This window comes from Hymenobacter arcticus (genome assembly GCF_054779975.1).
This window is the reverse complement of record NZ_BAAGXF010000030.1, coordinates 1-25,203: the sequence shown is the minus strand read 5'-3', so window position 1 is coordinate 25,203 and position 25,203 is coordinate 1. Positions and strand designations below refer to the sequence as shown.

At 58.9% G+C, this 25,203-nt stretch carries 21 protein-coding genes and 1 pseudogene; 8 read left to right on the top strand and 14 right to left on the bottom strand.

Annotated elements, in window-relative coordinates; genetic code table 11:
* The 3 genes and pseudogenes from ACYVGC_RS24445 to ACYVGC_RS24435 all read right to left on the bottom strand — a co-directional run.
* The coding region (locus ACYVGC_RS24445; RefSeq protein ID WP_460586469.1) for a ferritin-like domain-containing protein at window positions 1–446 on the bottom strand (446 nt) is incomplete at its 3' end.
* A gap of 703 nt (window positions 447–1,149) precedes the next feature.
* Window positions 1,150–1,976 (bottom strand): annotated as a pseudogene (locus tag ACYVGC_RS24440) (ferritin-like domain-containing protein).
* A 32-nt stretch (window positions 1,977–2,008) separates the two neighbouring features.
* Window positions 2,009–2,617 carry a ferritin-like domain-containing protein gene (locus ACYVGC_RS24435; protein WP_460586468.1) on the bottom strand — a complete coding sequence of 203 codons (609 nt, stop codon included), beginning with the start codon at window positions 2,615–2,617 and terminating at the stop codon, window positions 2,009–2,011.
* 494 nt (window positions 2,618–3,111) lie between these two features.
* Here ACYVGC_RS24435 and ACYVGC_RS24430 point away from each other — a divergent pair, with 494 nt between their 5' ends.
* The 3 genes from ACYVGC_RS24430 to ACYVGC_RS24420 all read left to right on the top strand — a co-directional run bounded on the left by ACYVGC_RS24430 (window position 3,112) and on the right by ACYVGC_RS24420 (window position 6,547).
* Window positions 3,112–4,584 (top strand): BatD family protein, encoded by a 1,473-nt coding sequence (locus ACYVGC_RS24430; RefSeq protein ID WP_460586467.1) that lies wholly within the window; start codon window positions 3,112–3,114, stop codon window positions 4,582–4,584.
* A gap of 171 nt (window positions 4,585–4,755) precedes the next feature.
* Window positions 4,756–5,835: a chorismate synthase gene (aroC, locus tag ACYVGC_RS24425; protein WP_460586466.1), complete on the top strand. Its 1,080-nt coding sequence runs from the start codon at window positions 4,756–4,758 to the stop codon at window positions 5,833–5,835.
* Between the two features lie 109 nt (window positions 5,836–5,944).
* Entirely contained in the window at window positions 5,945–6,547 is a 603-nt protein-coding gene (locus ACYVGC_RS24420; RefSeq protein ID WP_460586465.1) for a NifU family protein, read from the top strand.
* Between the two features lie 202 nt (window positions 6,548–6,749).
* Here ACYVGC_RS24420 and ACYVGC_RS24415 read toward each other — a convergent pair whose 3' ends face one another.
* The 11 genes from ACYVGC_RS24415 to rdgB form a co-directional block, all read right to left on the bottom strand.
* Window positions 6,750–8,396, bottom strand: coding sequence for a RagB/SusD family nutrient uptake outer membrane protein (locus ACYVGC_RS24415; protein WP_460586464.1), 1,647 nt, complete (start codon window positions 8,394–8,396; stop codon window positions 6,750–6,752).
* Between the two features lie 19 nt (window positions 8,397–8,415).
* Complete coding sequence (locus tag ACYVGC_RS24410; protein WP_460586463.1) at window positions 8,416–11,520, bottom strand: SusC/RagA family TonB-linked outer membrane protein; 3,105 nt, start codon at window positions 11,518–11,520, stop codon at window positions 8,416–8,418.
* A gap of 306 nt (window positions 11,521–11,826) precedes the next feature.
* Entirely contained in the window at window positions 11,827–12,747 is a 921-nt protein-coding gene (locus ACYVGC_RS24405; RefSeq protein ID WP_460586462.1) for a DUF5777 family beta-barrel protein, read from the bottom strand.
* Window positions 12,748–12,785: 38 nt separating this feature from the next.
* Complete coding sequence (locus ACYVGC_RS24400) at window positions 12,786–13,394, bottom strand: YceI family protein (protein ID WP_460586461.1); 609 nt, start codon at window positions 13,392–13,394, stop codon at window positions 12,786–12,788.
* Between the two features lie 53 nt (window positions 13,395–13,447).
* A complete protein-coding gene (locus ACYVGC_RS24395; protein WP_460586460.1) occupies window positions 13,448–13,885 on the bottom strand; it encodes a hypothetical protein in 438 nt (145 codons plus the stop codon).
* Between the two features lie 435 nt (window positions 13,886–14,320).
* On the bottom strand, window positions 14,321–17,305 hold the full coding sequence (secDF, locus tag ACYVGC_RS24390; RefSeq protein WP_460586459.1) for a protein translocase subunit SecD/SecF: 2,985 nt from the start codon (window positions 17,303–17,305) through the stop codon (window positions 14,321–14,323).
* Between the two features lie 145 nt (window positions 17,306–17,450).
* Window positions 17,451–17,831 (bottom strand): hypothetical protein, encoded by a 381-nt coding sequence (locus ACYVGC_RS24385; protein ID WP_460586458.1) that lies wholly within the window; start codon window positions 17,829–17,831, stop codon window positions 17,451–17,453.
* Window positions 17,832–17,893: 62 nt separating this feature from the next.
* A complete protein-coding gene (locus ACYVGC_RS24380; RefSeq protein WP_460586457.1) occupies window positions 17,894–18,361 on the bottom strand; it encodes a DUF4268 domain-containing protein in 468 nt (155 codons plus the stop codon).
* A 15-nt stretch (window positions 18,362–18,376) separates the two neighbouring features.
* Window positions 18,377–18,985, bottom strand: coding sequence for a Uma2 family endonuclease (locus tag ACYVGC_RS24375; RefSeq protein ID WP_460586456.1), 609 nt, complete (start codon window positions 18,983–18,985; stop codon window positions 18,377–18,379).
* A 147-nt stretch (window positions 18,986–19,132) separates the two neighbouring features.
* On the bottom strand, window positions 19,133–19,762 hold the full coding sequence (locus ACYVGC_RS24370; protein WP_460586455.1) for a uridine kinase family protein: 630 nt from the start codon (window positions 19,760–19,762) through the stop codon (window positions 19,133–19,135).
* Between the two features lie 110 nt (window positions 19,763–19,872).
* Window positions 19,873–20,451, bottom strand: coding sequence for a Maf family protein (rdgB, locus tag ACYVGC_RS24365; protein ID WP_460586454.1), 579 nt, complete (start codon window positions 20,449–20,451; stop codon window positions 19,873–19,875).
* A 208-nt stretch (window positions 20,452–20,659) separates the two neighbouring features.
* Between rdgB and ACYVGC_RS24360 the strand changes: the two genes are divergently transcribed.
* The 5 genes from ACYVGC_RS24360 to ACYVGC_RS24340 all read left to right on the top strand — a co-directional run bounded on the left by ACYVGC_RS24360 (window position 20,660) and on the right by ACYVGC_RS24340 (window position 25,131).
* Complete coding sequence (locus ACYVGC_RS24360) at window positions 20,660–20,929, top strand: type B 50S ribosomal protein L31 (RefSeq protein ID WP_283562608.1); 270 nt, start codon at window positions 20,660–20,662, stop codon at window positions 20,927–20,929.
* Between the two features lie 225 nt (window positions 20,930–21,154).
* Window positions 21,155–22,369, top strand: a complete 1,215-nt coding sequence (locus tag ACYVGC_RS24355; protein ID WP_460586453.1) for a GlmU family protein — start codon at window positions 21,155–21,157, stop codon at window positions 22,367–22,369.
* Window positions 22,370–22,371: 2 nt separating this feature from the next.
* A complete protein-coding gene (locus ACYVGC_RS24350) occupies window positions 22,372–22,911 on the top strand; it encodes a hypothetical protein (RefSeq protein WP_460586452.1) in 540 nt (179 codons plus the stop codon).
* A 5-nt stretch (window positions 22,912–22,916) separates the two neighbouring features.
* On the top strand, window positions 22,917–24,053 hold the full coding sequence (locus tag ACYVGC_RS24345; protein WP_460586451.1) for a DNA polymerase III subunit: 1,137 nt from the start codon (window positions 22,917–22,919) through the stop codon (window positions 24,051–24,053).
* Between the two features lie 127 nt (window positions 24,054–24,180).
* On the top strand, window positions 24,181–25,131 hold the full coding sequence (locus ACYVGC_RS24340; protein WP_460586450.1) for a DUF2279 domain-containing protein: 951 nt from the start codon (window positions 24,181–24,183) through the stop codon (window positions 25,129–25,131).
* Window positions 25,132–25,203: the final 72 nt, after the last annotated feature.

Here is a 25,203-nt window from a genome sequence, read left to right as displayed (position 1 = left end):
GCCGTGCTCAGTACTGACGTACGGTCGTTGAAGTTGATGGCTGCGAAGTTGGGTGTCAGCGCCTTGATGGGCGTAGCGCTAGCGGCCGTGATAGCGGTCTTGAAGAAGTCGCGGTGAATAACCTCGTGGTAGTACAGGTCATCCAAGATTGCCTTTTCAGCGGCAGAAGCGGTAGTGGTGTAGTACGTACCGGTGCGCAGGGTAGTATAGAAGGCGGCTTCGAGCTGCTCCAGAGCGTAGGCGTAGTTGAGTACGCCAGCGTCGCCGCTGCCTACGCTTACCGTGCCGGGCGCCGAATCATTCTTGCTGCAGCCAGCTAGTACAAGGGCCGTGGCGCCGGCCGTAGCGCCAGCATACATGAAGAAAGAGCGGCGCTTGATAGGCGTGTACAGGGGCTTATCTACTTGCGACTCTTGCTGCAAATCAGAGATTTGATTAGATGACATAAGAAAAGGAAAAAAGGAAAAAGGAAAAATCAATAAGCGATTTGTGGCACTTTTCAGCCTCATACGGCCGCCCCTACGGTAAGGGTTATCGTTCGCCCGTTATTTCGAGTAGCCATTTTAACGGGGGTGAGTAATTGGTAAATAAACCCACTTGGCTGCGAAAGTGTCACGTTCCATAATACGCAGCCAAGGGCCTACTTGGATTTCGAGCGCCCCAAATTTTGACTGAATAACCCCGGAACTGCAGGTGCCAATAAGTGGGCTGGCTGACCATTTTTTTGGTCTAATTTACTGTTCTCACAAGTTAACTAACTGTCGTCAAAATAGTGTTATTTTATAAATAAGTGTCTGATAATTAATTGTTTAACATGTAAATTTAGCTTCTCCGTTATTGGTAAAGTGTTGTTATTCAGGAGTTCGGGCCAGGGCCGGTAGGGGAGTTTTTGCCGCCGCACCGGTGGCAACATCCACTGTGCTAAGTGCCTGCTCAGGCTATGGCGCACGGGGTTGATTGTGCCACTAAATGTGTCACTTAAACAGGGACAATAAGGTGCTGAATAGGGGAAAAGGTACTGGGATTACCCCGTAATTAGGGGGGGGGAGCTACCCCTATTAATGCAAAAAAAGGCTGCCCTGCGGCAGCCTTTTTAATAGAACTTTAATGCAGCACGACCATATGGGCGGCTGGCTGGCCAGCAAAGCGCTATTGCACCAAGCCGCCGGCCCGCGATTTATCGAGCACTTCGGCGGGCGTGAGGGCCTCGTCGAAAGCGGCGGCTACGTCGGCGGCCGAGTACATGGAAGCCAGCTTGGTGGTGAGGTCCACGTTGGACTGCACTGTGTTCGTTTCGGGGGTGGCGCCGGTGTAGGCGGCGTTGGACGCTACATCGTCGGTGTTGCTCACCCAGGCCGGCTGGCCGCGCATAAAGTGGATATGGGCCGCGTGGCGGGCTTCTGCCGAGTGAATTTGGAGCGTGGTGGTGAGCAGGCTGGCCTGCGTGGAAGCCGAGAGGCCATTGCTGGCACCCACTACCAGCTCGGCGGCGCGGCCCTTGTAGGCGCGCACGCCGGTGTCTTCGAGCACTTCGGCAATGCCGAGCAGGGCGGCGTAGGTTTTATTGGCATCGAACACCGACTGGCTGAACTGCACAGCCTTGGTGGGTGTGCCGCCCAAGGCCGTGATGGTGCCCGCCAGAGCTTCACGTGGCCGTCTTCGTGCTGCTTAATCTTGCCCAGGGTGGTAGTGGGAGCCCCGGCCGGAATGAGGTCCGAAGCCGTAAACTTGGCGTAGAAATCGGCCTCCAGGCACTCCAGGGTGAGGGCGTAGTTGAGGATGTCGATAGGCGTGTCGGCGGTGGTGCCAGCGTAGGCTTTCTGAAACAAGCCACCCAGGAACAGCGGGGTGGCTGCCAGCGCCGTGCGCTGGGCAGCCGTGCCGAAGTGCTTGAAAATAGCGCGGCGCGAATCGAAGCGGCCGAGGAAATCGGCATCGGCGGCGGCCAGCTGGTCGATAATGGAGAAGAAATTCATGGCAAATGCAGCGGGGATAAGTACGTGCGGGCTTAGCCCAACTGGCTGGCGTCGAGGGTTTGAACTACGTACTTCTGGATGATGGCCACCACGGCCGTCGGCTTGAGGGGGTTCTTGTCGAGGCCCGAGCTGGCATCGACCACGCTTTCGCCGGCTGCGAAGTTGGTAGCATCGCCGGAGGCCAGCAGGTTGCGGATATAGGCCGCGTGGCGCGCCTCTACCGACACGATTTTGCCGGCCAGCACCAGGTAAGCCGGGTTTTTGATGAGCGCGCCCGCGCCGTCGTAGGCACCCACACCGGTGTCTTCAAATGCTTGAGCAGTAGTCAGTACGCTGGCGCGCTTGGTGAAGTCGATGGACGAAAAATTGACCGACAGGTCGGGGATAAGCTGGCCCGGCGCGTCGCGGTTGATGGCCGCCTTGAAGAAGTCGCGGTGAATAGCTTCGTGGGTGGCTACCTGCTTGAGAGCGGCCAGCTCAGTGGCCGTGAAGTTGGTGGCGGGCGTCCTAATCACCTGAGCGTAGAACGCGGCTTCGAGCTGCTCTGGGGCGTAGGCATAGTTGAACACGCCCACGTCGCTGGCCGCAAACGTAACGGTGCTGCTGGGGTTATTGTCGTCTTTTTTGCAGCCAGCCAGCACCAAGGCGGTGGCCCCGGCCGTAGCCCCGGCTTACTTAAAAAAAGAGCGCCGCTTGAGGGGTGCCAGTAGGCGCTGCGTGGGCGCAGCGGCCGGCAACAAGGGGTGGCCAGGAGTAACGGAATGGGGTATACCAGAAAGTAGGTTAAAAAAGAAAAAAGAGGACGAAAACGTAAGGCAGTTATTCAGCAAAAAACCGACTCCCATGCAAGGAGTCGGTCTTATTGGTAGCACTAAGAAAGTGCGGGCTAAGCTGGGGGCGGAGGCCATTTCGATGAACCAAACCGCCGGGCCGCCGGACCCATCCATGCCATGGCTTAATTACTTACCGGAAATAGAATAAAAGGAATGCTGGGAACAGACAACGATAAAAATAGGTACTGCATAATAGTCCTTTTCCGGGGGCGAAGAAGAACCTGCCAGTTTTACGAACTTTGTAGCTAATCTGGATTTTCTCAGCAAGCAAGAATTTGGTAGCTCGGCAGTTTATAGTGCGAATGGTGTGCGGCGGCTGGCTGCTGGCCGCGGGGCCGCTGGGGGCCGGCCGGGCATGGGCGCAGGCCAGCCCGGTAGCAGTTGGCGGCACGGTGGCGCTGGTGCCGCCCGCCACCAGCGTGCCGCTGGTGGGGCCGTTCACGCTGGCGTTTCGGCTGCGGGGCGCGCCGCTGGCCAGCCACTCCGACTTCCCTGATATTGAGGGGTTTCGCAAGGCCACTGTAATCAATACCACTACTACGCGGCTGCTGCCCGGCGGCCAGCGCAGCACCGAGCTGACTGTGACGCAGCGTTACTTTCCCTACACGGAGGGCGACTACGCAGTGCCTGCCTTCACGCTCACTGTGAACGGGCAGGTGCTGCGCAGCCCCGCCGGCCGGGTGCGGGTGGGCGGGGCTGCGCCGGCCCCCGATGCCACGGCGGCCAGCCCCGGCACCGCGCCGCCCGCCGTGGCCAGCGGCTCGCTCGACCAGCTGCTGGGCAAGCCTAAGCCCAAGTATTTCTACGAGCCGCCCGATGCGGGCGCGCTCACCCTGGAGGCCGACCACAACCGCGTGTACGTGGGCCAGGGCGTGCGGGTAAACCTGTATTTCTACCTCAAGCCCGCCGACCAGGCGGTGCTCAATTTCTATGATTTCAACAACCAGCTGACCGAGCTGCTGCGCCAGCTGCGCCAGCCCACCACCTGGGAAGTGCCCGCCGCCGACCCCTCGGTGCTGCCCGATACCGTGCGCCGGGCCAATGGCGAGGTGCGGCTGCGGTTTCGGCTGGCCACGCGCACCTACTACCCGCTCACGTCGGCAGCGCTGAAGTTTCCGGCGTTGCAACTCATCCTCACCAAGTTTAAGCTGCTCAAAAAGCCCCAGCCCGGCGACACTGAGCGCTTGGCCATGTACAAAACCTACACCGCGCCGGCCCTGCGCGTAGCGGTGCGCCCGCTGCCCCCGCCGGGTGCGGCCGTGGTGGGCGAATATGCTTTGCACGAGGGCATTAGCGGTACGCGCTTTCGCACGGGGGAGGCGTTCACCTATACGTTTGGGGTGGAGGGGCGCGGCAATGCCTCGGCGCTGGTGCTGCCGGTGCCGCGGCCCCGCGCCGGGCTGGAGGTGTATGGCCCCGACATTCGGGAAGAGGTGCTGCCCGAGGGGCGCTTTCGCAAGAGCTTTCGCTACCGGCTGGTGGTGCAGCGGCCGGGCCCGCTGGCATTCGACAGCCTGCTGGCGCTGGCGTATTTCGACCCCGTGGCGGCCCGCTACGACACCCTGCGCCCCGAGCTGCGCGTGGAGGTAAGCGGGGCCGAAAAAGCCATCGCCACCGTCAGCCCAGTCGACGACCCCTTCTACGGCCCCGCCCTGGCCCGCGCCGATGCCCAGCTGCAACCCCTCGACGTGTACCGGCAGGTGGGGCGCTACGCCACCTGGCTGGTGGCCGCGCTGCTGGGCGTGGCCGCCGTGGGCTGGTGGCGGGCGCGGTAACTTTGGGTGTTAGCTCTTAGCTGATAGCTGTTAGCTTTTTATCAGTATCATCTTGTTAATCAGTCTATTAATTGTTTGGGTAAAGCCAAGCTAATTCTGCTTTTCTGCAACTCGTTGCTAGTCACAACAAAAGCTATTAGCTAACAGCTAGTAGCTAACAGTTCATTCTACATGTCAAATAGTTTCGGAACGCTTTTTCGCATCACCACTTTCGGCGAGTCGCACGGGGTGGGCATTGGGGTAATTATTGACGGCTGCCCGGCGGGGCTAGCCCTCGACCCGGCCGATATTCAGCGGGCGCTCGATAGGCGGCGGCCGGGGCAGTCGGCCCTCACTACGCCGCGCCAGGAAGCCGACCGTGTGCAGGTGCAATCGGGTGTTTTTGAAGGGGTTACTACGGGCACGCCCATTAGTTTATTCATCCCGAATGCCGACCAGCGCTCCGACGACTACTCGCACATTGCCGGTGCCTACCGCCCCAGCCACGCCGACTATACTTACGATGCCAAGTATGGCCGCCGCGACCACCGCGGCGGTGGCCGCAGCTCGGCCCGCGAAACGGCCGCCCGCGTGGCCGCCGGCGCCGTGGCCGCCCAGCTGCTGGCCCACTTTGGCGTGGAGGTAAAGGCTTATGTATCAGCCGTGGGCGAGGTAGAAGTGGGCAAAACCTACGAGGAGCTGGACCTTAGCCTCATCGACAGCAACCCCGTGCGCTGCCCCGACCCGGCCGCCGCCGCCCTCATGGAAACCCGCATCCGTGCTGCCCAAACTGCCCAGGATACCGTGGGCGGCGTGGTAACCGGCGTGGCCACCGGCCTGCCGCCCGGCCTCGGCGAGCCCGTGTTTGATAAGCTGCCCGCCGTGCTGGGCCACGCCCTGCTCAGCATTAATGCGGTGAAGGGCTTCGAGTTTGGCTCCGGCTTTGAGGGCACCAAGCTGCCGGGCTCGCAGCACAACGACCAGTTTTACACCGACGAAACTGGCCGCGTGCGCACCCGCACCAACCACAGCGGGGGCAGCCAGGGCGGCATCAGCAACGGCCAGGACGTGAATTTTCGGGTGGCGTTCAAGCCGGTGGCTACCATCCTGCAAACCCAGCAAACCATCAACCAGGCCGGCGAACCCGTGGCCCTGGCCGGCCGCGGCCGCCACGATGCCTGCGTGCTGCCCCGCGCCGTGCCCATTGTGGAGGCGATGACTCAGCTCGTGCTGGCCGACCTGCTGCTGCGCGCCCGCGCCAACCAGCTTTAGAACCAAGCGACTAATTTGTTGTTGTTGGTGTCTAGTTTAGAATGAATCCAGAACGCTGGGCTTGATTAGCTCAGCGCCGAGTACCCTCCACGCTACAAAAACTATCTTTATGGCTGCTGTTTCCATCTACGCCGAGGCGTCGCCCAATCCCGAGAGCATGAAATTCGTGCTCAACTCCACCCTGCTGCCCGACGGCGTGAGCGTGGATTACCCCAACGTGGAGGCAGCCCTCAACTCGCCCATTGCCCAGGAGCTGTTTGGCTTCGACTACGTGGGCCGCGTGTTCATTGCCCAAAACTTCGTTACCATCACCAAAACGCAGCCCGAGCTGGGCTGGACCAGCATCATCCCCGAGCTGCGCCAGTTTATTAAGAGCTACGTAGAGGCCGGCGGCACGCTCTTCACCGTGGACCCCGCCGCCGAGCAAAAGGCCGCCCAGGCCGCCAGCGCCGGCGACCCCGCCCAGCAAGATGGCTTCACGAGCCAGAAAATCATCGACCTACTCGACAACTACGTGCGCCCCGCCGTGGAGCAAGATGGCGGCAACATCACCTTCAAGTCGTTCCGCGATGGTATCGTGACCGTGAACCTGCAAGGCTCGTGCTCGGGCTGCCCCTCGGCCACGGTCACGCTCAAGTCGGGCATCGAAAACCTGCTCAAGCGCATGGTACCCGAGGTGCAAAGCGTGGTGGCCGAAGGCATCACGGTGTAGCTTCATCGCCAACTGCCCCATAAAAAAACCGCCGACTCATGTGAGTCGGCGGTTTTTTTATGGGGCAGTTGGCGATGATGTGCTAATGAATAGGTTATGTTGAAAAGTTTCTTTGGCAAGCTGCACTACTTAATTGTGGTAGCTGCATTGTTAAGAAGTTACTAATCGCTCATTTCAACATAAGCTATTATTTATCAAATTCTTAGTTGTACCCGGGGTTCTGGGGCAGCTTCCACACTTGCGCGTCGTTGAGCTCGATGGGCAGCAGCGGGATGGGGTTCACTACCCCAGCCGTGATGCTGTGCAACCTGGCCCGGGCAGCCACGTCGGTGGGCAGCACCCCAAAGTAACGGCCCGTGCGAATCAAGTCCCAGAAGCGCAGCGACTCTTCAGCCAGCTCCACCCGGCGCTCGTGCCAGATGGCCTTCAGCAAGTCCTGGCCCGCGAGGCCGGCGGAAATGTCGGGCAGGGCATTGGCAGGCGTGGTGGCCGCATCGTAGGTCAGCGTGCCCAGTACCGTGCCCGGAGGCTTGGTAGAGGTGCGGGCCCGGGCCCGTACCTGGTTCACCAGGGCTACGGCTTCCCCGTTTTTGTTGAGTTGAGCGGCGGCCTCAGCCTTCATCAGCAGAATATCGGCGTAGCGCATTTTGCGGATGTTCTGGGGGCCCGACTGGTTGTTGGCGGGCTGCAGGATAGCTACTTTCCGGTTCATGTAGCCTGTGTCGTTGAAGCCGAGGTCGATGACCATGGGCAGACCAAGTACCACGTCTCCGTCTTTGTAAACCGTGACCAGCAGGCGCGGGTCATTGGCCTCAAACTCGTTCACGAGGTTCTGGGTGGGGTTGTTGAACCCATACCCCCAGCCAGTACCGGCAATGTTTGTGCCGGCGGCGTTCTTGGCCGCCGTGCGGTTGTTTTGAAACACGCTGCTGGTGGTGCCTACCGAAATGGGACCGTAGCCGTCGTTGGAAGTGGCAAACTGTATCTCGAACAACGACTCGCTGCTGTTTTCACCCGGCGTCTGGTGAATCATGGCGTAGTTGGGCAGCAGGCTATACTGGGTCGAAGAAATGATGGTGCTGGTCAGGTCGTACACTTCCTGCCAAGTGTGCTTGTTGGTGTTGTCGGTACCCAGCTCGTACATGATGGCGCGGGCCAGGTAGCCATTGGCGGCCCCTTTGGTGGCGCGGCCCAGGTCGGAGGCCGAGTAGGCTCCTTTTTCGGGCAGGGCGGCCACGGCTGCCTTCAGGTCTTTTTCAATAAACGCGTAGGTTTCCGAAATACTGGAGCGGGTTACGTTCGCCGCCTCCGTTGGCAGCACCGCTTTTTCGAATATCGGCATGCCGCCGAACGTTTTTACCAGGTTAAAGTAAAAATACGCCCGTAGGAACAGGGCCTCACCTTTGAGGCGGGTTTTCAGGGCGGCATCGATAGTACCGGCGTCAACGTTGTTAATAACGGTGTTGGCGCGGGCAATGCCGGTGAAGCTATGCACCCAAAGGCTGCTGATGGGCCCGTTGGCGGGGGTCACCGTCCAGTTTTTCAGCTCGAGCAGGGGCCCGAAGTCGGTGGGGTTGCTACCCTTGGCCGCGTCGTCGCTCATCACGTCCCCAAACATCCACTCGTACGTCTGGGGCACGTAATCGCCAATGCCAAACTTGGGGCCCTGGTCCCAGGACGCCACGTCGTAAATGGCATTTACGGCCTGCACGGCGTTGGTGGGGTCGTTGAACAGGTTAGCCTGGGTGGTGGCCCCGAGGGGGTCCTTGTCCAGGAACTTCTTGCATCCTTGCGAGAGCACCGCGGCGGCTACTATGGCCATGACGCGGGCTGCGTGGGAAATTTTCATATCAGGGAGAAGGATATCGTTAGAATTGAACGTTTAGGCCCAAACGATAGGTGCGGGGCTGGGGGTAGTTGCCGTTGTCCACGCCGTAGGCCAGGGCGTTGCCGTAGTAGCCCGTGGTAGAAATCTCGGGGTCGAGGCCAGTGTACTTGGTGACGGTGAAGGCGTTGTCAACGGAAGCAAACACGCGCACCCCATTTATCCGGTACGTGCTGAGTAAGGTCTTTGGCAGCGAGTAGCCCAGCTCTATGTTGCGCACCCGCAGGTAGCTAGCGTCTTCCACGTGGCGGCTGCTGAACTTGTCGTTGTAAGAAGAGCCGGCTGTTTTGAAGGTGAGGTCGCCGCTGTTGTTGGTGTCGAATGCCGTGACGCGGGGCTGGTTGCTGCTGGAGTTAGTGGGCGTCCAGCGGTCCATGCGCGAGGCGTAGAAGTTGGTCCACAGGCCCGAAAAGTTGCTCGACTTGTTCAGGTTGAAGCCCGCCGCATTGACGGCCTCCGCGCCTTGCACGCCTACCAGCAGGACTTTAAAGTCGAAGCCGCCGTACGTCAGGTTTACTGAGCCGCCGTAGGTGAAGCGGGGCGTGGCACTGCCCAAGTACGTGTTATCGTTGGCATCAATCTTACCATCGCCGTTGACGTCGATGTACTTCACATCACCGGCCTGCGCGCCGGGCTGAATTCTATACTCGTTGGCTTCGGCCTGTGAGTGGAAGACCCCATCGGCCTGCAACCCGTAGAAAGAGGCAATCTCGCGGCCCACGGTTGTGAGGGTAGTGGGGCCGACGTGTGAATCGATGTTGGCGCTGGAAATGGGGCTGGCCCCGCCCAGGTCGGTGATGCGGTTATTGATTTTAGTGAAGTTCAACCCAATGTTATAGCCAAACTTGCCGATTTCGTCCCGGTAGCTCAGGGCCAGCTCTACGCCACGATTGTACAGCGAAGCCACGTTGGCGCTGGCCGGGGCCTGGCCGATGTAGTCCGGCACGGGCAGCAAGGCAATCATGTCCTTGGTGCGGCGGTTGAAGTAATCGCCGGTAAACGTCAGCTTGCTATCCAGAAAAGAGGCATCAATACCGAAGTCGGTGGTGATGGCCGTTTCCCATTTCAGGTCCGGGTTGTTGAGCTGCGCAACGGCCAGGCCGGGGGCCACGGTTTTGTTGAACACGTACAGTTGGTTGTTGACGGCCGTAGAGGCGTACCCGTAGTTAGGCGCAGCGTTCTGGTTGCCCACCAGCCCGTAGCTGCCCCGCAGCTTCAGCAAGGAGAAGGTGGTCTGGTCCTTCATGAAATCCTCGTTGGAAATATTCCAGGCTGCCCCAACAGACGGGAAAGTGCCCGTGCGGTTGGCGGGCAAGAAGCGCGATGTCTGGTCGAAGCGCAGCGTCGCCGTTAGTAGGTACCGGTCGCGGAAGTTGTAGTTGGCCCGGCCGAAGTACGAGATGAGGCCCCCATCGTACTGCCCGCTGCGCGGGGGCGACGAGCCGGCGCGCGCCGCGGAGAGGTACTGCAGCGTCGGGTCGGCGGGCACGTTGTAGCCCGTGATGGAGATGCTGTTGCCGTAGCCCCGCTGCGCCTCCTGGCCCAAGGTGGCCGAAAACGAGCTGTTGTTGCCCAGGTCTAGCGTATAGTTCACGTAGTTCGACGACACCCAGCTCACGTTTTCGCCGCGGGTCTCAACCAAGGCGCTTTGCGCACGTTGGTCGTTGGCCCCCAGGTAGTACTGGGGTTGGTAGTACTTGGGGTGGTAATTGTTGTAGTTAACGCCAAACGTAGAGCGAAAAGTCAGGCCCTTCAGAATGGTTACGTCGAGGTAAGCATTGGAGAAGAGGCTGCTGCTCTGGGTTTTGTTGGCCTGCTGCTCGCTGAGGTAGCGCGCCAGGTTGGGCGTGAAGCTGGTGATGTTATCGTACGAGTAGCTACCATCGGCAGTATAAGGCGACCCAATGGGGTTGGCCTGGGTGGCGTACTGGAGCACCGGGCTGTAGAATGCGTTGCCAGTGCCATCGCCCGACCCCGTCTGGTTGGCCGTGGTAAAAGTGGCAGAGGCCCCAGCCTTAATCCGGTCCGTCAGCACGATGTCGTCGTTCAGGCGGATAACGTACTTCTTCAGGCCCGTGGCCGCAATGATGCCATCCTGCTGAAAGTAGTTGCCGCTTATCAAGTAGCGGTTTTGTTCGGTGCCACCCGAAGCCGATAGGGAGTAGTTGGTAATCAGGCCCTTCTGGGTTACAAAGTCCTGAAAATTGGTGCCTGTAGCGCCCCCTTGCAAGGCGCTGTTGAGGATGGTGGTATAGTCTTTGGGTACGGCCTGGCCGGCGTTGGTGTACGCCTCCGTTACCAGCGTTGCGTACTGCTGGGCGTTGGCGAGGTCCAGCTTCTTGCGGATTTGCTGAAAGCCCGTATAGCCGAACAGGTTGAACTGGGTTTTGCCGGCTTTGCCGTGCTTGGTGGTGATGAGCACCACGCCGTTGGCCCCGCGCGAGCCGTAGATGGCCGTGGCCGAAGCATCTTTCAGAATCTCCGTCGATTCGATGTCGTTGGGCAGCAGAAAGCTGATGTCGCCCGTCTGGATGCCGTCTACCACGTAAAGCGGGTCGGCGTTGTTGATGGTGCCCACCCCGCGTATCCGAATGCGGGTACCGGAGCCGGGCTGGCCACTGTTGGAAGTTACATCCACACCCGCCACGCGGCCCTGTAGGGCCTGCACGGGGTCGGAGGTAGCTACCTGCGTGAGCTGGGCCCCGGATACGGATGCTACCGAGCCGGTGAGGTCACTCTTGCGCGCCGTGCCGTAGCCGATAATCACTACGTCGTTGAGGGCCTGCTCCGAGCCGGCCATCACCACGTTCACGGTAGTTCGGCCGTTGAGCGGTACTTCCTGGGTGGTCATGCCCGTGAAGCTGACGATGAGCGTCTGGTTCAGGTCGGGTACCGGCAGCTGGAAGTTGCCGGTGGCATCGACCGTGGTACCGGCCGTGGTGCCTTTGAGGCGAACGGTGGCCCCAATCGAGGGCTCGCCTTTGTTGTCTTTTACTGTTCCCTGGACAGCCTGCGCTTGGGCAGCGGCGCCAAACGGCCGCAGCAAAAGCGTGAGCACCAGGAAAGCCGCTAGTAGAACGGTTTTCATACGGTGAGTTTATGGGTGGGAATACTACTAACAAATGTATTTTCCTGCTCCGCCGCCTATTAATACTATTGCTGCATTTGCTGCTCCCGAATTTCTGATTTTAGTGGTAGTTTATCCTAAAAGGTCAAAAAACTACCACTACCCCCAAAATGCCGGCCGTTCACACCGCTTTTTACCCCTCCCTAACCCCACTTTGCGCGGCAACTATTTGCCGGTGAGTAGCGCACAAAAAAGGTGCGGTTTCGGCTGCTACTCCGCAGTCGGAATAGCAGCCGAAACCGCACCTGTTGGGCCGGTTAGGGCCGGCTATAGCTTGCGCCGCCGCTGCTTCACCGTGAAGTTGCGGTTGATGTTGAAGCCAAAGTAAATGCCCCCATCAAACACTTTATTGCTCGTTTCGCCGATAAACTGCTTCTCAATCATACCCGGCGAATTAGTTAGGTTGAGTTGAAAGATATGGCCGCCAGTTTCGATATCCACTCCTAGTGCCACGGCATTGGTGTAATGGTCAGCTGTGTACTTGCTCAGCACGTAATAATATTCGGCGTTGAGAGAAAATCGCTTGCTGAGTTTGTAGCGCCCGCCGCCGCCCAGTGCGTAAATGTCGTTGGTTTCACCTTCATTCATTACCAGATTGCGGTGAATGAGCGTGGGCATGAGTTGCAAGGACAAGTTGGAGCTGAATTTACGCGCTAGCAGTGCCTGGTAAGTGTAGGCCGTGCGCAAAGGCAGTGTGTGGTCGAGGCCATCGTCGTAACGCAGGGTAGTAACGGCCCCCGAGCTAAATAGCGTTACCGAAACCGGCATAGCGTGCGCGCCCGTGCTTTGCTGCAGCGCCTTGTACTTGAGAAAGCCATCAACCACCTTATTTAAAGAGGAGCGTCCCACGCCTACTTCGAAGCGGTCGGTTACGGCGTATTCCAACGCAATGCGCATACGGGCCTGGTCGAGGCCAAAAAACTCGTACGACCCGCTGTTAAACGGCCCGATACGGTGTGCAATCAGGAAGACGAGCGTGCCCTCACCCGGCGTTTGCACAGTGTGGCCGTTGATGAGGCGGGTACTTTTGAAGGTGGCATCGACCAGTTCGGCAGGGGCATCCTTTTTAGTGTCCTGCTCCAACTGACCTAGCAGGTCGGCCTGGGCGTGGGCGGCCGAGATGGCCCCCACTACCAGCAACAAGCCCAGCTTCAGGGCACGGCACCAAGTAGTAGTGATTTTTTTCATAACAAAAGTTTTATAGCAAAGAAGGAGAAATACGATTTTCAGGGCTGCGCTACGAGCGCGGGCGTCACGGCGTCGCACGTGAGGTTAATGCGTACGCTCACCGACTTGGCAATGTGCTCGCGCACTAGCAGCGGAATGTCGATGGAAAAGTCGGCGGGTGCAATATTGAAGTAGGCAAAAACTACCAATTGGCCATCACGCAACTGTAAAGTGCCGGTTACCAGGGCTTTATGCGTCACTCCGTGCATAGTCAGGTTGCCCTCCACTTCTACAGTTTGGGTGGTCGTGTGCAGCTGCTTGAGTATTTGAGCCGCGTTGAGTAGCTGGCCGGTAAAGGTGGCTTTCGGATACTTTTCCGATTCCATATAGTTTTCGTTGAAGTGCTCCTGCATGAGGGTGCGCTTGAACTGAAATTCATGAACGGGTACCGAAAAGGCAATCTGGCCCGTGCCCAAGTCAAACACGGCCGCCACCTTGTCGTTGCGGGCCTCAATATCCTCCATGATGGAGGCCGAAAAAAAAGAGATGTGGCCGGCGCGGGTTATGTATTTGCCCTGCGCCCAGACCCGGCCGGGACTAGCCAGCCCCAGTAGTAGCCCTAGCAACAGCCCGCCCAGCCGCTTCCCACGAAGTAGTAGTTTAGGCATAACTAACGTATTGAGCTGAAAAATAATGGGATAGCTGGTAGTAGTGGAGCGGATTAGTTATTTTGCGCCCCAGCATCTACCCAAGCTTTGATAATGGCGATTTCACAAGCATCGAGTTTACCACCATCGTAGGGCATGGCAATAAAGCCCGCGTCGTGTCGAATGCAGCCTACCATATAGCTCACGTTATTGATGCCGGTGCGAGAGGATGTCCAGCTGCTGACCGAACTGAAGCTTTCCATATTCATGGCACCTGAAGCCCCGTTTGGAGCAGGTAGCATATAATGTGCTGCGTCGTGGCAGCGATAACAGTCATCCTTGAAGATGGGCGACACATCTAGCTTATAGCTCACCGTGGCCGGCACGGTAGTGCAGGTAACCGGCTCCGTATACCCGTTGGTGTAGGAGCAGCCGGTGGCCAGGGCCAGTCCTGCCACAGCTGCTAGTAGGCAGCTTGCCCGCCAGGCCGCCCGGAAATTAGGTATTTTCACAGAAGTAAGAGATTTAGAAATAAGATGAATTCTTGAGAAAGTTATGATAAAGCAATATCTAAGCTGCGCCTTGTTCGAAGAAGTAGAGAGGCTAACCAGGGCAGCCAATATGCCTAAAAGGGTTAAGGAGGTAAAACCTTTCAGGTGCCGTATTCGCGCAACAAAGTCTATGGGGAGGGTTTAGCCTCAGCTCTTTGTGTGCAGTAAGCTTTTACGAGTACGACCTACGCAGGGAGCCAAAATTAGGATTTAGCGGCACGAAAAAAGTGCAATTTTCGTTCACCACGTCTATTTGCTGGGTAAACGGCCCGTTGGCCCCAGCCGCCAGCAGAAAAGGTGATGCCAGCGGATTAGCAGCCAATTCCAAAAATCAAAAAGCCCGGCTTGAGGCCGGGCTTTTTAACCAACAGTAGAAAACGGATGTACTTGCGGTGCTTACACGGTGGTCGTGCTCAGCTTGGGAGCAGAGCCGGGTAGCTCGGTGATGGTTTCGCCGGCGGCTTTGCGCTCCCGCTCTTCCTTCTTGCCATAGGTGTCGAGGATGATGGGCGTGGCGATAAACAGCGACGAGTATGTGCCGAAGATGATGCCGATAATCATGGCAAACGAGAACGAGCGTAGCGTTTCGCCGCCGAAGATGTAGAGTACCACAACCACTAGGAAGATGGTGGTGAACGTAATCATGGTGCGCGAGAACGTTGAGTTCAACGCTGGGTTCACCACTTGGGCGAAAGTCAGTTTAGGGTCGTTGCGCAAGTACTCGCGAATCCGGTCGTAGATAACCACCGTGTCGTTCATCGAGAAGCCGATGATGGAGAGCACGGCCGCCACGAAAATCTGGTCCATCTCGTACTTCAGGCCGAAGGCGGCCGCGATGGGGTAGGAGGCAATCACCAGCAGCGCATCGTGGAAGAGGGCGATAACGGCGGCCATCGAATACTGCCACTTATCGAAGCGGAACAGCACGTACACGAAGATGCCGAGCAGCGTGAGCGCCAAACTCAGGAACGAGGTGCGCTTGATGTCGTCGGCGATGGTGGCACCTACTTTGGAGGTCGACTGGATAACCGGGGCATCGGCTTTGTACTTGTCCAGGCCCTGGTTGAGGGCGTCGGCCACGGTTTTGTCGGCGGTCTGGCTTTCGTCCTCGGCCAGGTAGCTGGTAGTGATGCGCAGGCGGTCGGGGCTGCCAAACTGCTTCACTTCGAGGCCCGTGCCTTTGAAGGTGGGCTCCAGGGTGTTGCGCACGTCGGAGGCTATCATCTGCTTATTGAAGTCAACCACGTAGGAGCGGCCACCTTTGAAGTCGACGCCCAGGTTGGGGCCTCCTTGCAGGTACATCAGCACGAAGCCTACCACGATAACAATGGTCGAGAAGGCGTAGGCGATTTTGCGTTTGCCCACGATGTCGAAGTTGATGTTCTGAAACAGGTTGCGCGAGAGGAAGGTCGAGAACGTAATGCTGCTCGTAGTCTTGCCCTTAATGAGCGTCTCAATGATGAGGCGCGACACGTACACGGCCGACAGGAACGAGGTGAGCACGCCAATACCGAGCGTAACCGCGAAGCTCTGCACCGGGCCCGTACCAAAGAAGCCCAGGATGATGGCGATGAGCATGGTGGTCACGTTCGAGTCGAAGATGGCCGAGAAGGCGCGGTTGTAGCCGGCGTTCACCGCGTCGTGCAGCGAGAGCCCGTGGTCAAGCTCCTCGCGTATCCGCTCGAATATCAGTACGTTAGCATCAACCGAAGAGGCGATTACCAGAATCAGGCCGGCGATACCGGGCAAAGTCAGGGCGGTGCCGAACTGCGCCAGCACGCCCAAAATCAGGAACATGTTGAAGAGTAGGGCAGCATCGGCCACGAGGCCGGCGCGGCCGTAATACATGGCCATAAATACCATGATAATCAGCAGGCCCGCCAGCGACGAGTACAGACCCTGGTTGATGGCTTCCTTGCCGAGCGAAGGGCCCACTACGGCTTCTTCCACAATGCGGGTAGGAGCGGGCAGCTTGCCAGCCTTCAGCACCTGAGCCAAATCCTGGGCTTCGTCGATGGAGAAGCTACCCGAAATGCTAGTGCTGCCCCCCGAAATTTCGCTCTGCACTACGGGGTCCGAGTACACCACGTCGTCGAGCACCACGGCCACTTGCTTGCCGATGTTGGCACCGGTCATTTTCTGCCACTTGCGGGCACCGGTGGGGTTCATGCTCATGCTTACCTCGGGGCGGCCGGTCTGGTCGTAGTCCTGGCGGGCGTCGCTCACTACCTCGCCGCTGATGGGTGCGGCCACGGCACCGGTACGGTCTTTCTTCACGGCCACGAGGCGCAGAAACTGCTGGCCGTTGGCGTCAATGGCTTTGTTGAGATATAGCAAGGCCATGTTGGGGGGCATAATGCTACGGGCTTCTTCCGAGCGCAGCACTACGTTCATGCGGGCGGTGTCACTCAGGTTCACCCCCAGCGAGCCAGGCATGGTGAGCAGGCGGGCCAGCACGCCACCCTTCTGGGCCGCGGCCGAGTCGGTTTTGGCTGCAGCAGCGGGCGTCTTTTTAGCCAGTTGGGCGGCCAGCGAAGTCGTGTCGCCGGCGGTAGTGGCGGCAGGGGTAGCGGCCGTGGCCGGGGTAGCCGTAGCGGCTTTCTCCTTGGCGGTCAGCACTTGGTCGAGTTGGGCCAGGTAGGGCGTTACCTCATTCTGGGGCCACACTTCGTAAAACTCCAGCTTGGCCTGGCCTTGCAGCAGCTTGCGTACGCGCTCGGGGTTGTCTACGCCAGGCAGCTCGACCTGAATGCGGCCGGTGCCCTTCACGCGCTGGATGTTGGGCTGGTTTACGCCAAACTTATCCACGCGCTTGCGCAGGATGTCAAACGAGCGGTCGATGGCATCTTCTTCCTCTTTGTTAATGGCCGACAGCACTTTGCTGTCCGAGCTGTTGAGGTCGATTTTGCGGTCTTTGTTTACCGAGTTGGTAAAAATGCGGTTCAGCGGTACGTTGGGGGCAGTTTGCTGGTACGCCTGGTAAAACAGGGTAGTGAAGGCCGTGCCCGAGTTCGTTTTCTGACGCTGCTGGGCCAGCTCAATAGCTTTGTTGAAGGCAGGGTCTTTGGAGTTGCCGGCCATAGCCCGCACAATTTCCACCGGCGACACTTCCAGCGTCACGTGCATGCCGCCTTTCAGGTCGAGGCCCAAGCCCAGTTCGCTCTGCTTCACATCGCGGTAGGTGTAGGAGCCGAATACCGGCGCGCGCCACACCGAGTCGAGGTAATGCTGGCGCTTGGTTTCGCTAAGCTCGCCGTTGCGCGTGGCGTAGTTCACGGCCTTCTGCTGCACCCCGCGTGAGACGTAGGTGAAGAAGAGGAAGTACGCGCACAGCACCGAAACGATGACCGTGAGCGTGATAATGAGTCCTTTGTAACGCATCTTAAGTAATTAACAGTGAGCAATGAGCAGTGAACAGTTGGCTCTGCCTAAACAAAGCGGCGAGTAAGAGCAACAGCCTGCAAGCCTGAACACTGGCGCTAAAAGCCAACTGTTCACTGCTCAGTGCTCATTGCTCATTGAAAAACTAGGGTGCCTGCGGCGACAGCGCCGTGGCCAGCCGCCGCTGGCGGCACAGCTGGGCCACAAAACAGGTAGGCGCACTCGCCGCTGCCCGGGCCACGGCGCGGCGCACCAAGCGCGGCAGCCAGGCGATGGGCAGCGTGCCCGGCAGCCAGCCCAGGGCAAAGGCAGGGGCCACGTAGCTACCCAGCGGCGAGGCCGCTTCAAGCGCTATTTTTTGCTTGACAACCGTAGCGCGTGGAGCGGCGCTCAACAGCGTGTTTGCTGTACGTGCGGGGCGCAACACACTCACCATCCGGCCATTCAGGCCCAGCAATAGCAGTACCGGCAGGGCCACCAGGGCCACTCGGATAAACTGCTTAAACTGGGAAAGGGAATAGCGCATAACTCGGGCAGGGCCACAAATATAACGTAAGCAAGCAGTCGGACCTACGCCTGGACGGTGGGCTACAAGTCGCGCAGCTCCTCAAAGGCGTACTGCGCGCCGCTCCAAAACTCGTCTAGGGCGATTAGGCGGGGTTTGAAAAACGAAATCAGGGCCGGCCAGTCGTCGCGGCTAAACAGGTTGGCGGGCGTTAATTCGGCGTAAATACGGCTCAGCGGCTGGCCGTACTCGTTGGCGGCGGCGGGCTCCCAGGTCCAGGTTTCGCCCAGGGTTTCGTGCAGCATCGTTTGCAACTCTAGAAACTGCTCGTAGAATAGCTCCCGCACGCCCGCGTCGGCCCGCGTCAGCTCGATGGCGATGGTGGCGCGCCGGTTGTCGGCCTGCATCCGAAACTGCACGCCCTTCACGCCGGTCTTGTAGTTGACCCAGCTCACCGGCCAGCCATCAAACGACTTGATGGGGGCCATATACTGCCCGAAGGTGGTCCAGAACGCCTGGCGTATTTGTGAAATTTCCGCTTTGCTATACACTGCTAGTAGTCAGGGTTATACGGCCCGGCGCAACGGACGCAAGTCGAGCATAAAGCCGGGCAGCACAGCCTCGCCGCTTAGCTCCTGGTCGTAGCCCTGCACGGTCTCGGCGGGTTGGCCGGGTCGGTACACGTAAGCTGTTTCAGTGGCTACATCAAGCAGAAAGCCAAGCTGCATGCCGTTGGCCAGGTAGTTCTCCATTTTGGCTTGCAGCACCTTTAGGTCATCAGAGGGAGATTTTATTTCCATCATAAACTCGGGGCATACCGGCGGAAACCGGCGGCGCTGCTCGGCCGTGAGCTGCGCCCATTTGCCTTGGCTCAGCCACGCTACATCGGGCGAGCGCACCGAGTTATCAGGCAACTTAAAGCCCGCCGACGATTCGTAAACGTGGCCCAGCCGGGCCTTGCGGTTCCAGAGCCAAAGCTGACCCTGGCTTTCCATACTCGATTCGCTGGATTCGGAGCCGGCGGGGGGCATAATGATTATTTCCTGGTGGGCATTGCGCTCGAAGCAAAGCGCCGGGTTGGCTTGGCACAGCTCAAAAAACTCGTCGTCGCTGAGGCGCGTCAGAGCCATGCCATGCAGCACGGGCAACTCCGGAAATTCATAGGTAGGGCGCATAACGGAGTGGATAAAGGCACTAGCTAAGATACGGCCCACGCCAGATGCAGCCAGTTGTGGGCTTATAAGCTCCAAGCGCTCTGCGTACCTCCGCGTAAATCTCAGCGCACCTCAGCGGTAACTTCCCAAACGAGTTGTGTGGACCAGCTATTGCACACCCTCGGCCACCTTGTTGCGCAGGTAGCCCGTGAGCACGGCCAGTCCGTTTTCGAAATGGCGGTTATTTGGAATGATAATATCCGCCTCAGCCTTAAAGGGTTGAATATATTTTTCGTAGGTGGGCGCTACGTGGTTGGTGTAACGGTACAGCACGTCTTGCAGGTCGTAGCCGCGCTCGTCGCGGTCGCGCACAATGCGGCGGTGCAGCTTCACGTGCTCCTGGGCATCGATATACACCTTGAGGTCGAGCAGCTTGGCTATTTCCTCAAAGTAGAACACGAAAATGCCTTCGACCACCACAATGGGCGCGGGCCGAAAGACCAGCTCGGCGGGCACCACGTTGGGGTTATTAAAGGTGTATTCCTTGCGACGCACCTCCTGGCCGGCGCGCAGCTGGCGCACATCGGCGGCGTAGGCGGCCGAGTCGATGCTGCTGGGCAGGTCGAAGTTTTCTACGCCCTGGTCGTCGCGAAACTGTTGGTCGCGGGGGTGGTAGTAATTGTCCTGCGAAATCAAACAGATGTCGCGTTCGGGAAAAGCGGCCAGCAAACGGCGCAAAAACGTAGTTTTGCCCGATGCGCTGCCGCCCGTGATACCAACGAGGTAGGGATGCTGCATAACGGAGGGCAAAGGTAGCCTTGAAGCAATGAGCAATTAACAGGGAGCAGTGAGCAATGAATAAATAGCACGAGCCGAGTGCTAATTGCTCACTGGTCATTAGTAATTGCTCATTGCTTTAAAAATGCCACCAGCCCGGCCATAGCGCGAGCGCGGTGGCTGAGTTGGTTTTTTTCGGTCAGCGTCATTTCGGCAAACGAGCGGCCGTCGCCCTCGCTGGGCACAAATACCGGGTCGTAGCCAAAGCCGCCCTGCCCCATGGGCGCGGCCGCGATAATACCGGCCACCTCGCCGCTAAACTCATGCACGTCGGTCGCGCCGCGCACTAGCGCCACCACCGTGCGGAAGCGGGCCGCGCGGTTGGGCTGCGCGCTCAGCTCGTGTAGTAGCTTGGCCACGTTGTCGGCGGCCTCGCGCTGGGGGCCGGCGTAGCGCGCCGAGTACACGCCGGGCTCGCCGCCCAGCGCCTCCACCTCCAGGCCGGTGTCATCGGCGAAGCAGCCAACGCCGTAGTGGTCAAACACATACTGGGCCTTTTGGCGGGCGTTGCCTTCGAGGGTGGGCTGGGTTTCGGGCAGCTCTTCGTGGCAGCCAATGTCGGCGAGGCTCAGGAGCTGCAAGCCGGCGGGCAGCAGCGGCCGGATTTCGTCCAGCTTGTGGGCATTATTGGAAGCGAAGTACAGGCGCATGGCGGGGCGGGTAGGTGGGTGAGCGCGTAAAGTTGAACCCAAATAACGCCCGCCCGCCACGGTCCGGCGCGGGTAGCCGACGCAACGGGCTGGCCCTGGGCCACCTGCGTTGGCGGCGGCGGGTTGACTTTGTGCGCGCTGCTGCGTACTTTTGCAGTCCCTTCCGCAAAAACGGCAGGGTTTAACAGGTAAATAGGCCCTCCCGATAATGAAAAAGGACACGCACCCCGAGTACCGCCAGGTAGTTTTCCAAGACACCTCTTCGGACTTCAAATTCATCACCCGCTCCACGATGACGTCTGCCGAGACGATTCAGTGGGAAGATGGCAACACCTACCCGGTGATTAAAATCGAAGTGAGCAGTGCTTCGCACCCCTTCTACACCGGCAAAAACATGTTCATCGACACCGCCGGTCGCGTGGAGAAATTCCGCACCCGCTACGCCAGCAAAGCGCAGAGCAGCGCCGGCAAAGAATAGCTTTTTTAAGCTGTTAGCTGTTAGCTGTTAGCTTTTTCAAGACTCCTCCCGGTGCGCCGGGAGGAGTTTTTTTGTGCCCGCCCCCGGCCGGGTGGCGTAAATTTGTCTTTTCCTTACTTGGTAATTATTTCTCGGTGCGCAAGCTGCGCGCCACCACAGCTACTTGATAGGGGCTCTATAAAAAAAGCTAACAGCTAGTAGCTATAAGCTAACAGCTACATAATCATGCACTTACTATTGTTTGACGACCCGGCTATTCGGCCGCATCTGCTGCCCCTCACGTTTACGCGGCCGGTGGCGGCGCTGCGCTGCGGCATCCTGACCATTGCCGAAAAGTGGCAGCATCGCTTGGGCGCGGCTACCGTGGGCTACCTCACGCAGCCGTATTTGCAGGCCAAGTTTCCGGCTGGCAATGTGGCCGGCCCCGCGCTGGTAGTCAACGGCGCGGTGTGCCCCGACGACCTACTAGCTCGCCAGGTGCTGGCCCTCGCGCCCGGCCAGGGCCTGTACTGCGACGACCTGCTGGTAGCCGCCCACCTTGCCGATGCCAGCCAGGTAGCCGAGCTCATTCAGGATGGCCTGCGCGAGCAGCGCGAAGTAGCTGAGCCGGTGGTAGTTATTGACCGGCCGTGGCAGCTGTTCTTGCGCAACGGCGTCGAGATTCGGCGCGATTTCGCCTTGCTCACAGCCGGGCGCACCTCGCAGCCGGTGGGCGATGCGCACACCATCGTGTACGCGCCCGAAAATATATTTATCGAGCCCGGCGTAAAAATTCGCGCCGCCATTCTTAATGCCGAAGACGGCCCCATTTACCTTGGCAAAAACGTGCAGGTGCAGGAAGGAGCCATCCTGAAAGGCCCGCTGGCCGTGTGCGAGGGTGCCGTACTGAACGCCAGCGTGCGCCTGCGCGGCGACAACACCATCGGCCCATTCTGCAAGGTGGGCGGCGAAATCGGCAATAGCATCCTGATGGGCTATAGCAACAAAGGCCACGACGGCTACCTCGGCAACTCGGTGGTGGGCGAGTGGTGCAACCTGGGGGCCGACACCAACACCAGCAACCTCAAAAACAACTACGCCCCGGTGAAAGTGTGGAGCCACGCCACCCACCGCTTTGTGGATACCGGCCAAACTTTCTGCGGCTTGCTCATGGGCGACCACAGCAAGTGCGGTATCAACACCATGTTCAACACCGGCACGGTGGTGGGTGTGGGGGCCAATATCTTCGGCGCGGGCTTCCCGCGGCAGTTTATCCCGAGCTTTAGCTGGGGCGGCCCCGCGGGCTTCGAAACCTTCAAGCTCAACAAAGTGACCGAGGTGACCGAGCGCGTGATGGGCCGGCGCGGCCTAGCGTATGATGCAGTGGAGCAAGGCGTTATGGAGGAAGTATTTAAGCAGACGGAGGGTGATAGAGTTTGGGATAAGAAGCCGGTTAGTTAAGTATGAAGCCGTATCGAGTCGAGCATGTGCAACTAGCTGAATGGGAAAAGAAAATAACCGGCCTTTGGTTAGCTGAAGACGAGGACTGGCTCTTACTCAAGTACGTTCCTTGTGATTATGAGCTAGATGGTTATATCCTTATTGCCAAGTGCCATATTGATGACCGTAGCTCTGACAAGAGTGCAAAACAGGTTGGGCAGGTATTAAAACTTAAAGGAGTTTCAGCTACTGTGCCTCCAGCTTTTGTTTTTGCAGATACTCTTGCCTTACTGCGTTGGACAGAGAAAACGTATGGTGTTTTGGAGTTCATGTACGAAGAAGACAGCATTTTTCTGGGCTGGCTCAACGAGGCGGATACAGTACATTTTTGGATTGACTCCTTGGAGCCTGCCGGTACAATAGCTAGTAGGCAACCTGATGAGCGGCCGTTTGCGCTGGGTGAGCTACGGGTAATTCGCTTTGGAAGCGACTATGCCCATTCGCTCAAGCTACTTTGGCAGCACAAGCAGCGACTAAAGCCAGGAAAAATAAGCGACAATTAAAAGCCGTGCAATTCAAAGACATTCCCAACCAAACCGACCTCAAGCAGGTGCTGCGCCACTCGGTGCAGCGCGGGCACGTGGCGCACGCGCAGCTTTTTCGCGGGGCCGAGGGCTCGGCGGCGCTGGCGCTGGCGCTGGCCTACGCCCAGTACCTCAACTGCGAAGGCCGCGCCGCCAATGCCGACGATAGCTGCGGCCACTGCCCCGCCTGCCTGAAAATCAAGAAGCTGGCCCACCCCGACCTCAATTTTATTCTGCCCACTACCACCACCAAATCGGTGCCCAAGGATGCTACCAGCGGCCGCTTTATGGCCGAGTGGCGCACCTTCCTGGCCGAAAGCCCCTACCAGGGCTTCAACGACTGGATGCAGCACATCGGGGCTGAAAACAAGCAGGGTAGCATCTCAAAAGAGGAAGCCGGCCAGCTGCTTAAGCTGGTGTCGCTCAAGGCATTCGAGGCAACGTATAAAATCGTCATCCTGTGGCTGCCCGAGCTGATGCACCCGGCCGCCGCCAACGCCGTGCTCAAGCTGCTGGAAGAGCCACCGCCCGCCACGGTGTTTTTGTTGGTCACTAATGAGCCCGAGCGGCTGCTGCCTACCATCCTGAGCCGGGTGCAGTCGGTGGTAGTGCGCCCGTTTTCGGAAGATGATATAACCAGCTACCTAACAGCCCATTACCAGGTGCCCGAGGTAAAGGCCCGCCAGGTGGCGCAGCTGGCCGAGGGCAACCTGGGGGCCGCCATTGCCAGCCGCGAGCAAAGCGCCGACCACGACTACGCCGACTTCTTTATCAAGTGGATGCGCAAGTGCTACGGCTTGAAAATGAGCGAAGTACTGGCTCTGGCCGATGAGTTCCAAAAAATGGGCCGCGAAAATCAGAAGGAGCAGCTCAGCTTTTCGCTCGGCCTGCTGCGCAAGGTGCTGCTCTACGGCCTCGACCCGCAGCTGGTGCCGCACCTGCCCAGCGGCGAGCAGCAGTTTGTGCAGGGATTCAGCAAGTTTGTGACCGTGCGCAACGCCGACCAGCTCACCGAAGAGCTCAACACCGCCCATTACCACATCGAGCGCAACGCCAACCCCCGCATGGTTTTCGTAGATGCCTCGCTGCGCATGGGCCAGCAGCTGCGCCAGGAGCAGTAGCACGAAGCTTCAGCTTGCGAGCGAGCGCAGCGAGCATCTCGGGCCTAGGTCGTCTGGGTCGTTCGGCCCCGCCTGCTCGCTACGCTCGCTCGCAAGCTGAAGCTTACGCTACTTCTACCTTTGTACAATGCGCTGCCTCACCCCTTTTTTAGTAGCCGCCAGTTTAGGATTCAGCCAGCTGGCGCACGCGCAAATAGGCTCGCCGCTGCCGCCGTCCGCGCCCATGCCGGCCGATAACACGGGCATTCACCAGGGGCGCTTTATTGGCGTGGTAGTGGGCACTGCAGTAGTTTACGGGTTGACTTCCTACTTCTTAGGTAAAACCTGGTACACCAAGCGCGTGCCGTTTCACTCGTTCAACGACAACGGCGAGTGGCTGCAAATGGATAAGGTGGGCCACGCTACCACCTCTTACGCCATCAGCCGGGGCGAGTACGAGCTGTTCCGCTGGAGCGGGGTCAACGAGCGCGCCTCGGTGCTCACGGGCAGCCTCATTGCGCTGCTCTACCAAACCACCATTGAGCTGTTTGACGGCCGTTCCGAAGGCTGGGGCTTCTCGAAGGGCGACATGGCCGCCAACCTCACCGGCGTAGCGCTGTTTATGGGCCAGCAGTATGGCTTTGGCGAACAAAAAATGGGTTTGCGCTACGGCTGGCGCCAAAGCATTTACCCCAAGTACCGCCCCAACTTGCTGGGTCCCAGCACGGGCAGCCAAATGTTAAAAGACTACAACGGCCAGCAGTATTGGCTGTCGTTGAACCTGGCGTCGGTGCTACCGGTGGGGCCGTCGTTTCCGCGCTGGCTCAACCTCGACGTGGGCTACAGCGGCAGCGGCATGACGGGTGGCCACGCCAACCCGCCCTACTTCGGGGCCGATGGCAAGGAGGTGAAATTCACCCGCTACCGGCAGTTTTACCTCTCTCCTGACGTCAACCTGTCGCGCCTGCCGGGCATTAACGGCCGCGGCGCGCAGCCGCTGGTGAGCGCCGGTCAATTCTTCAAAATACCGGCTCCTTCCCTGGAATTTAACCGGTTGAATGGCCTGCGTTTTCACCCGCTGCTGCTGCCCAAATACTAAGAGGCTATCCAAATAGGCAATTATACCAAGTGATTCGAGCGCAGGCAAAATGGAGCATGGCGAGGTAGTTTT

Excerpts from the sequence above, each read along its gene's own strand:
- ACYVGC_RS24430 (WP_460586467.1), top strand. The coding sequence starts at position 3,112 with ATGGTGTGCGGCGGCTGGCTGCTGGCCGCGGGGCCGCTGGGGGCCGGC.
- aroC (WP_460586466.1), top strand. The coding sequence starts at position 4,756 with ATGTCAAATAGTTTCGGAACGCTTTTTCGCATCACCACTTTCGGCGAG.
- ACYVGC_RS24420 (WP_460586465.1), top strand. The coding sequence starts at position 5,945 with ATGGCTGCTGTTTCCATCTACGCCGAGGCGTCGCCCAATCCCGAGAGC.
- ACYVGC_RS24415 (WP_460586464.1), bottom strand. The coding sequence starts at position 8,396 with ATGAAAATTTCCCACGCAGCCCGCGTCATGGCCATAGTAGCCGCCGCG.
- ACYVGC_RS24410 (WP_460586463.1), bottom strand. The coding sequence starts at position 11,520 with ATGAAAACCGTTCTACTAGCGGCTTTCCTGGTGCTCACGCTTTTGCTG.
- ACYVGC_RS24405 (WP_460586462.1), bottom strand. The coding sequence starts at position 12,747 with ATGAAAAAAATCACTACTACTTGGTGCCGTGCCCTGAAGCTGGGCTTG.
- ACYVGC_RS24400 (WP_460586461.1), bottom strand. The coding sequence starts at position 13,394 with ATGCCTAAACTACTACTTCGTGGGAAGCGGCTGGGCGGGCTGTTGCTA.
- secDF (WP_460586459.1), bottom strand. The coding sequence starts at position 17,305 with ATGCGTTACAAAGGACTCATTATCACGCTCACGGTCATCGTTTCGGTG.
- ACYVGC_RS24385 (WP_460586458.1), bottom strand. The coding sequence starts at position 17,831 with ATGCGCTATTCCCTTTCCCAGTTTAAGCAGTTTATCCGAGTGGCCCTG.
- ACYVGC_RS24375 (WP_460586456.1), bottom strand. The coding sequence starts at position 18,985 with ATGCGCCCTACCTATGAATTTCCGGAGTTGCCCGTGCTGCATGGCATG.
- ACYVGC_RS24370 (WP_460586455.1), bottom strand. The coding sequence starts at position 19,762 with ATGCAGCATCCCTACCTCGTTGGTATCACGGGCGGCAGCGCATCGGGC.
- rdgB (WP_460586454.1), bottom strand. The coding sequence starts at position 20,451 with ATGCGCCTGTACTTCGCTTCCAATAATGCCCACAAGCTGGACGAAATC.
- ACYVGC_RS24360 (WP_283562608.1), top strand. The coding sequence starts at position 20,660 with ATGAAAAAGGACACGCACCCCGAGTACCGCCAGGTAGTTTTCCAAGAC.
- ACYVGC_RS24355 (WP_460586453.1), top strand. The coding sequence starts at position 21,155 with ATGCACTTACTATTGTTTGACGACCCGGCTATTCGGCCGCATCTGCTG.
- ACYVGC_RS24350 (WP_460586452.1), top strand. The coding sequence starts at position 22,372 with ATGAAGCCGTATCGAGTCGAGCATGTGCAACTAGCTGAATGGGAAAAG.
- ACYVGC_RS24340 (WP_460586450.1), top strand. The coding sequence starts at position 24,181 with ATGCGCTGCCTCACCCCTTTTTTAGTAGCCGCCAGTTTAGGATTCAGC.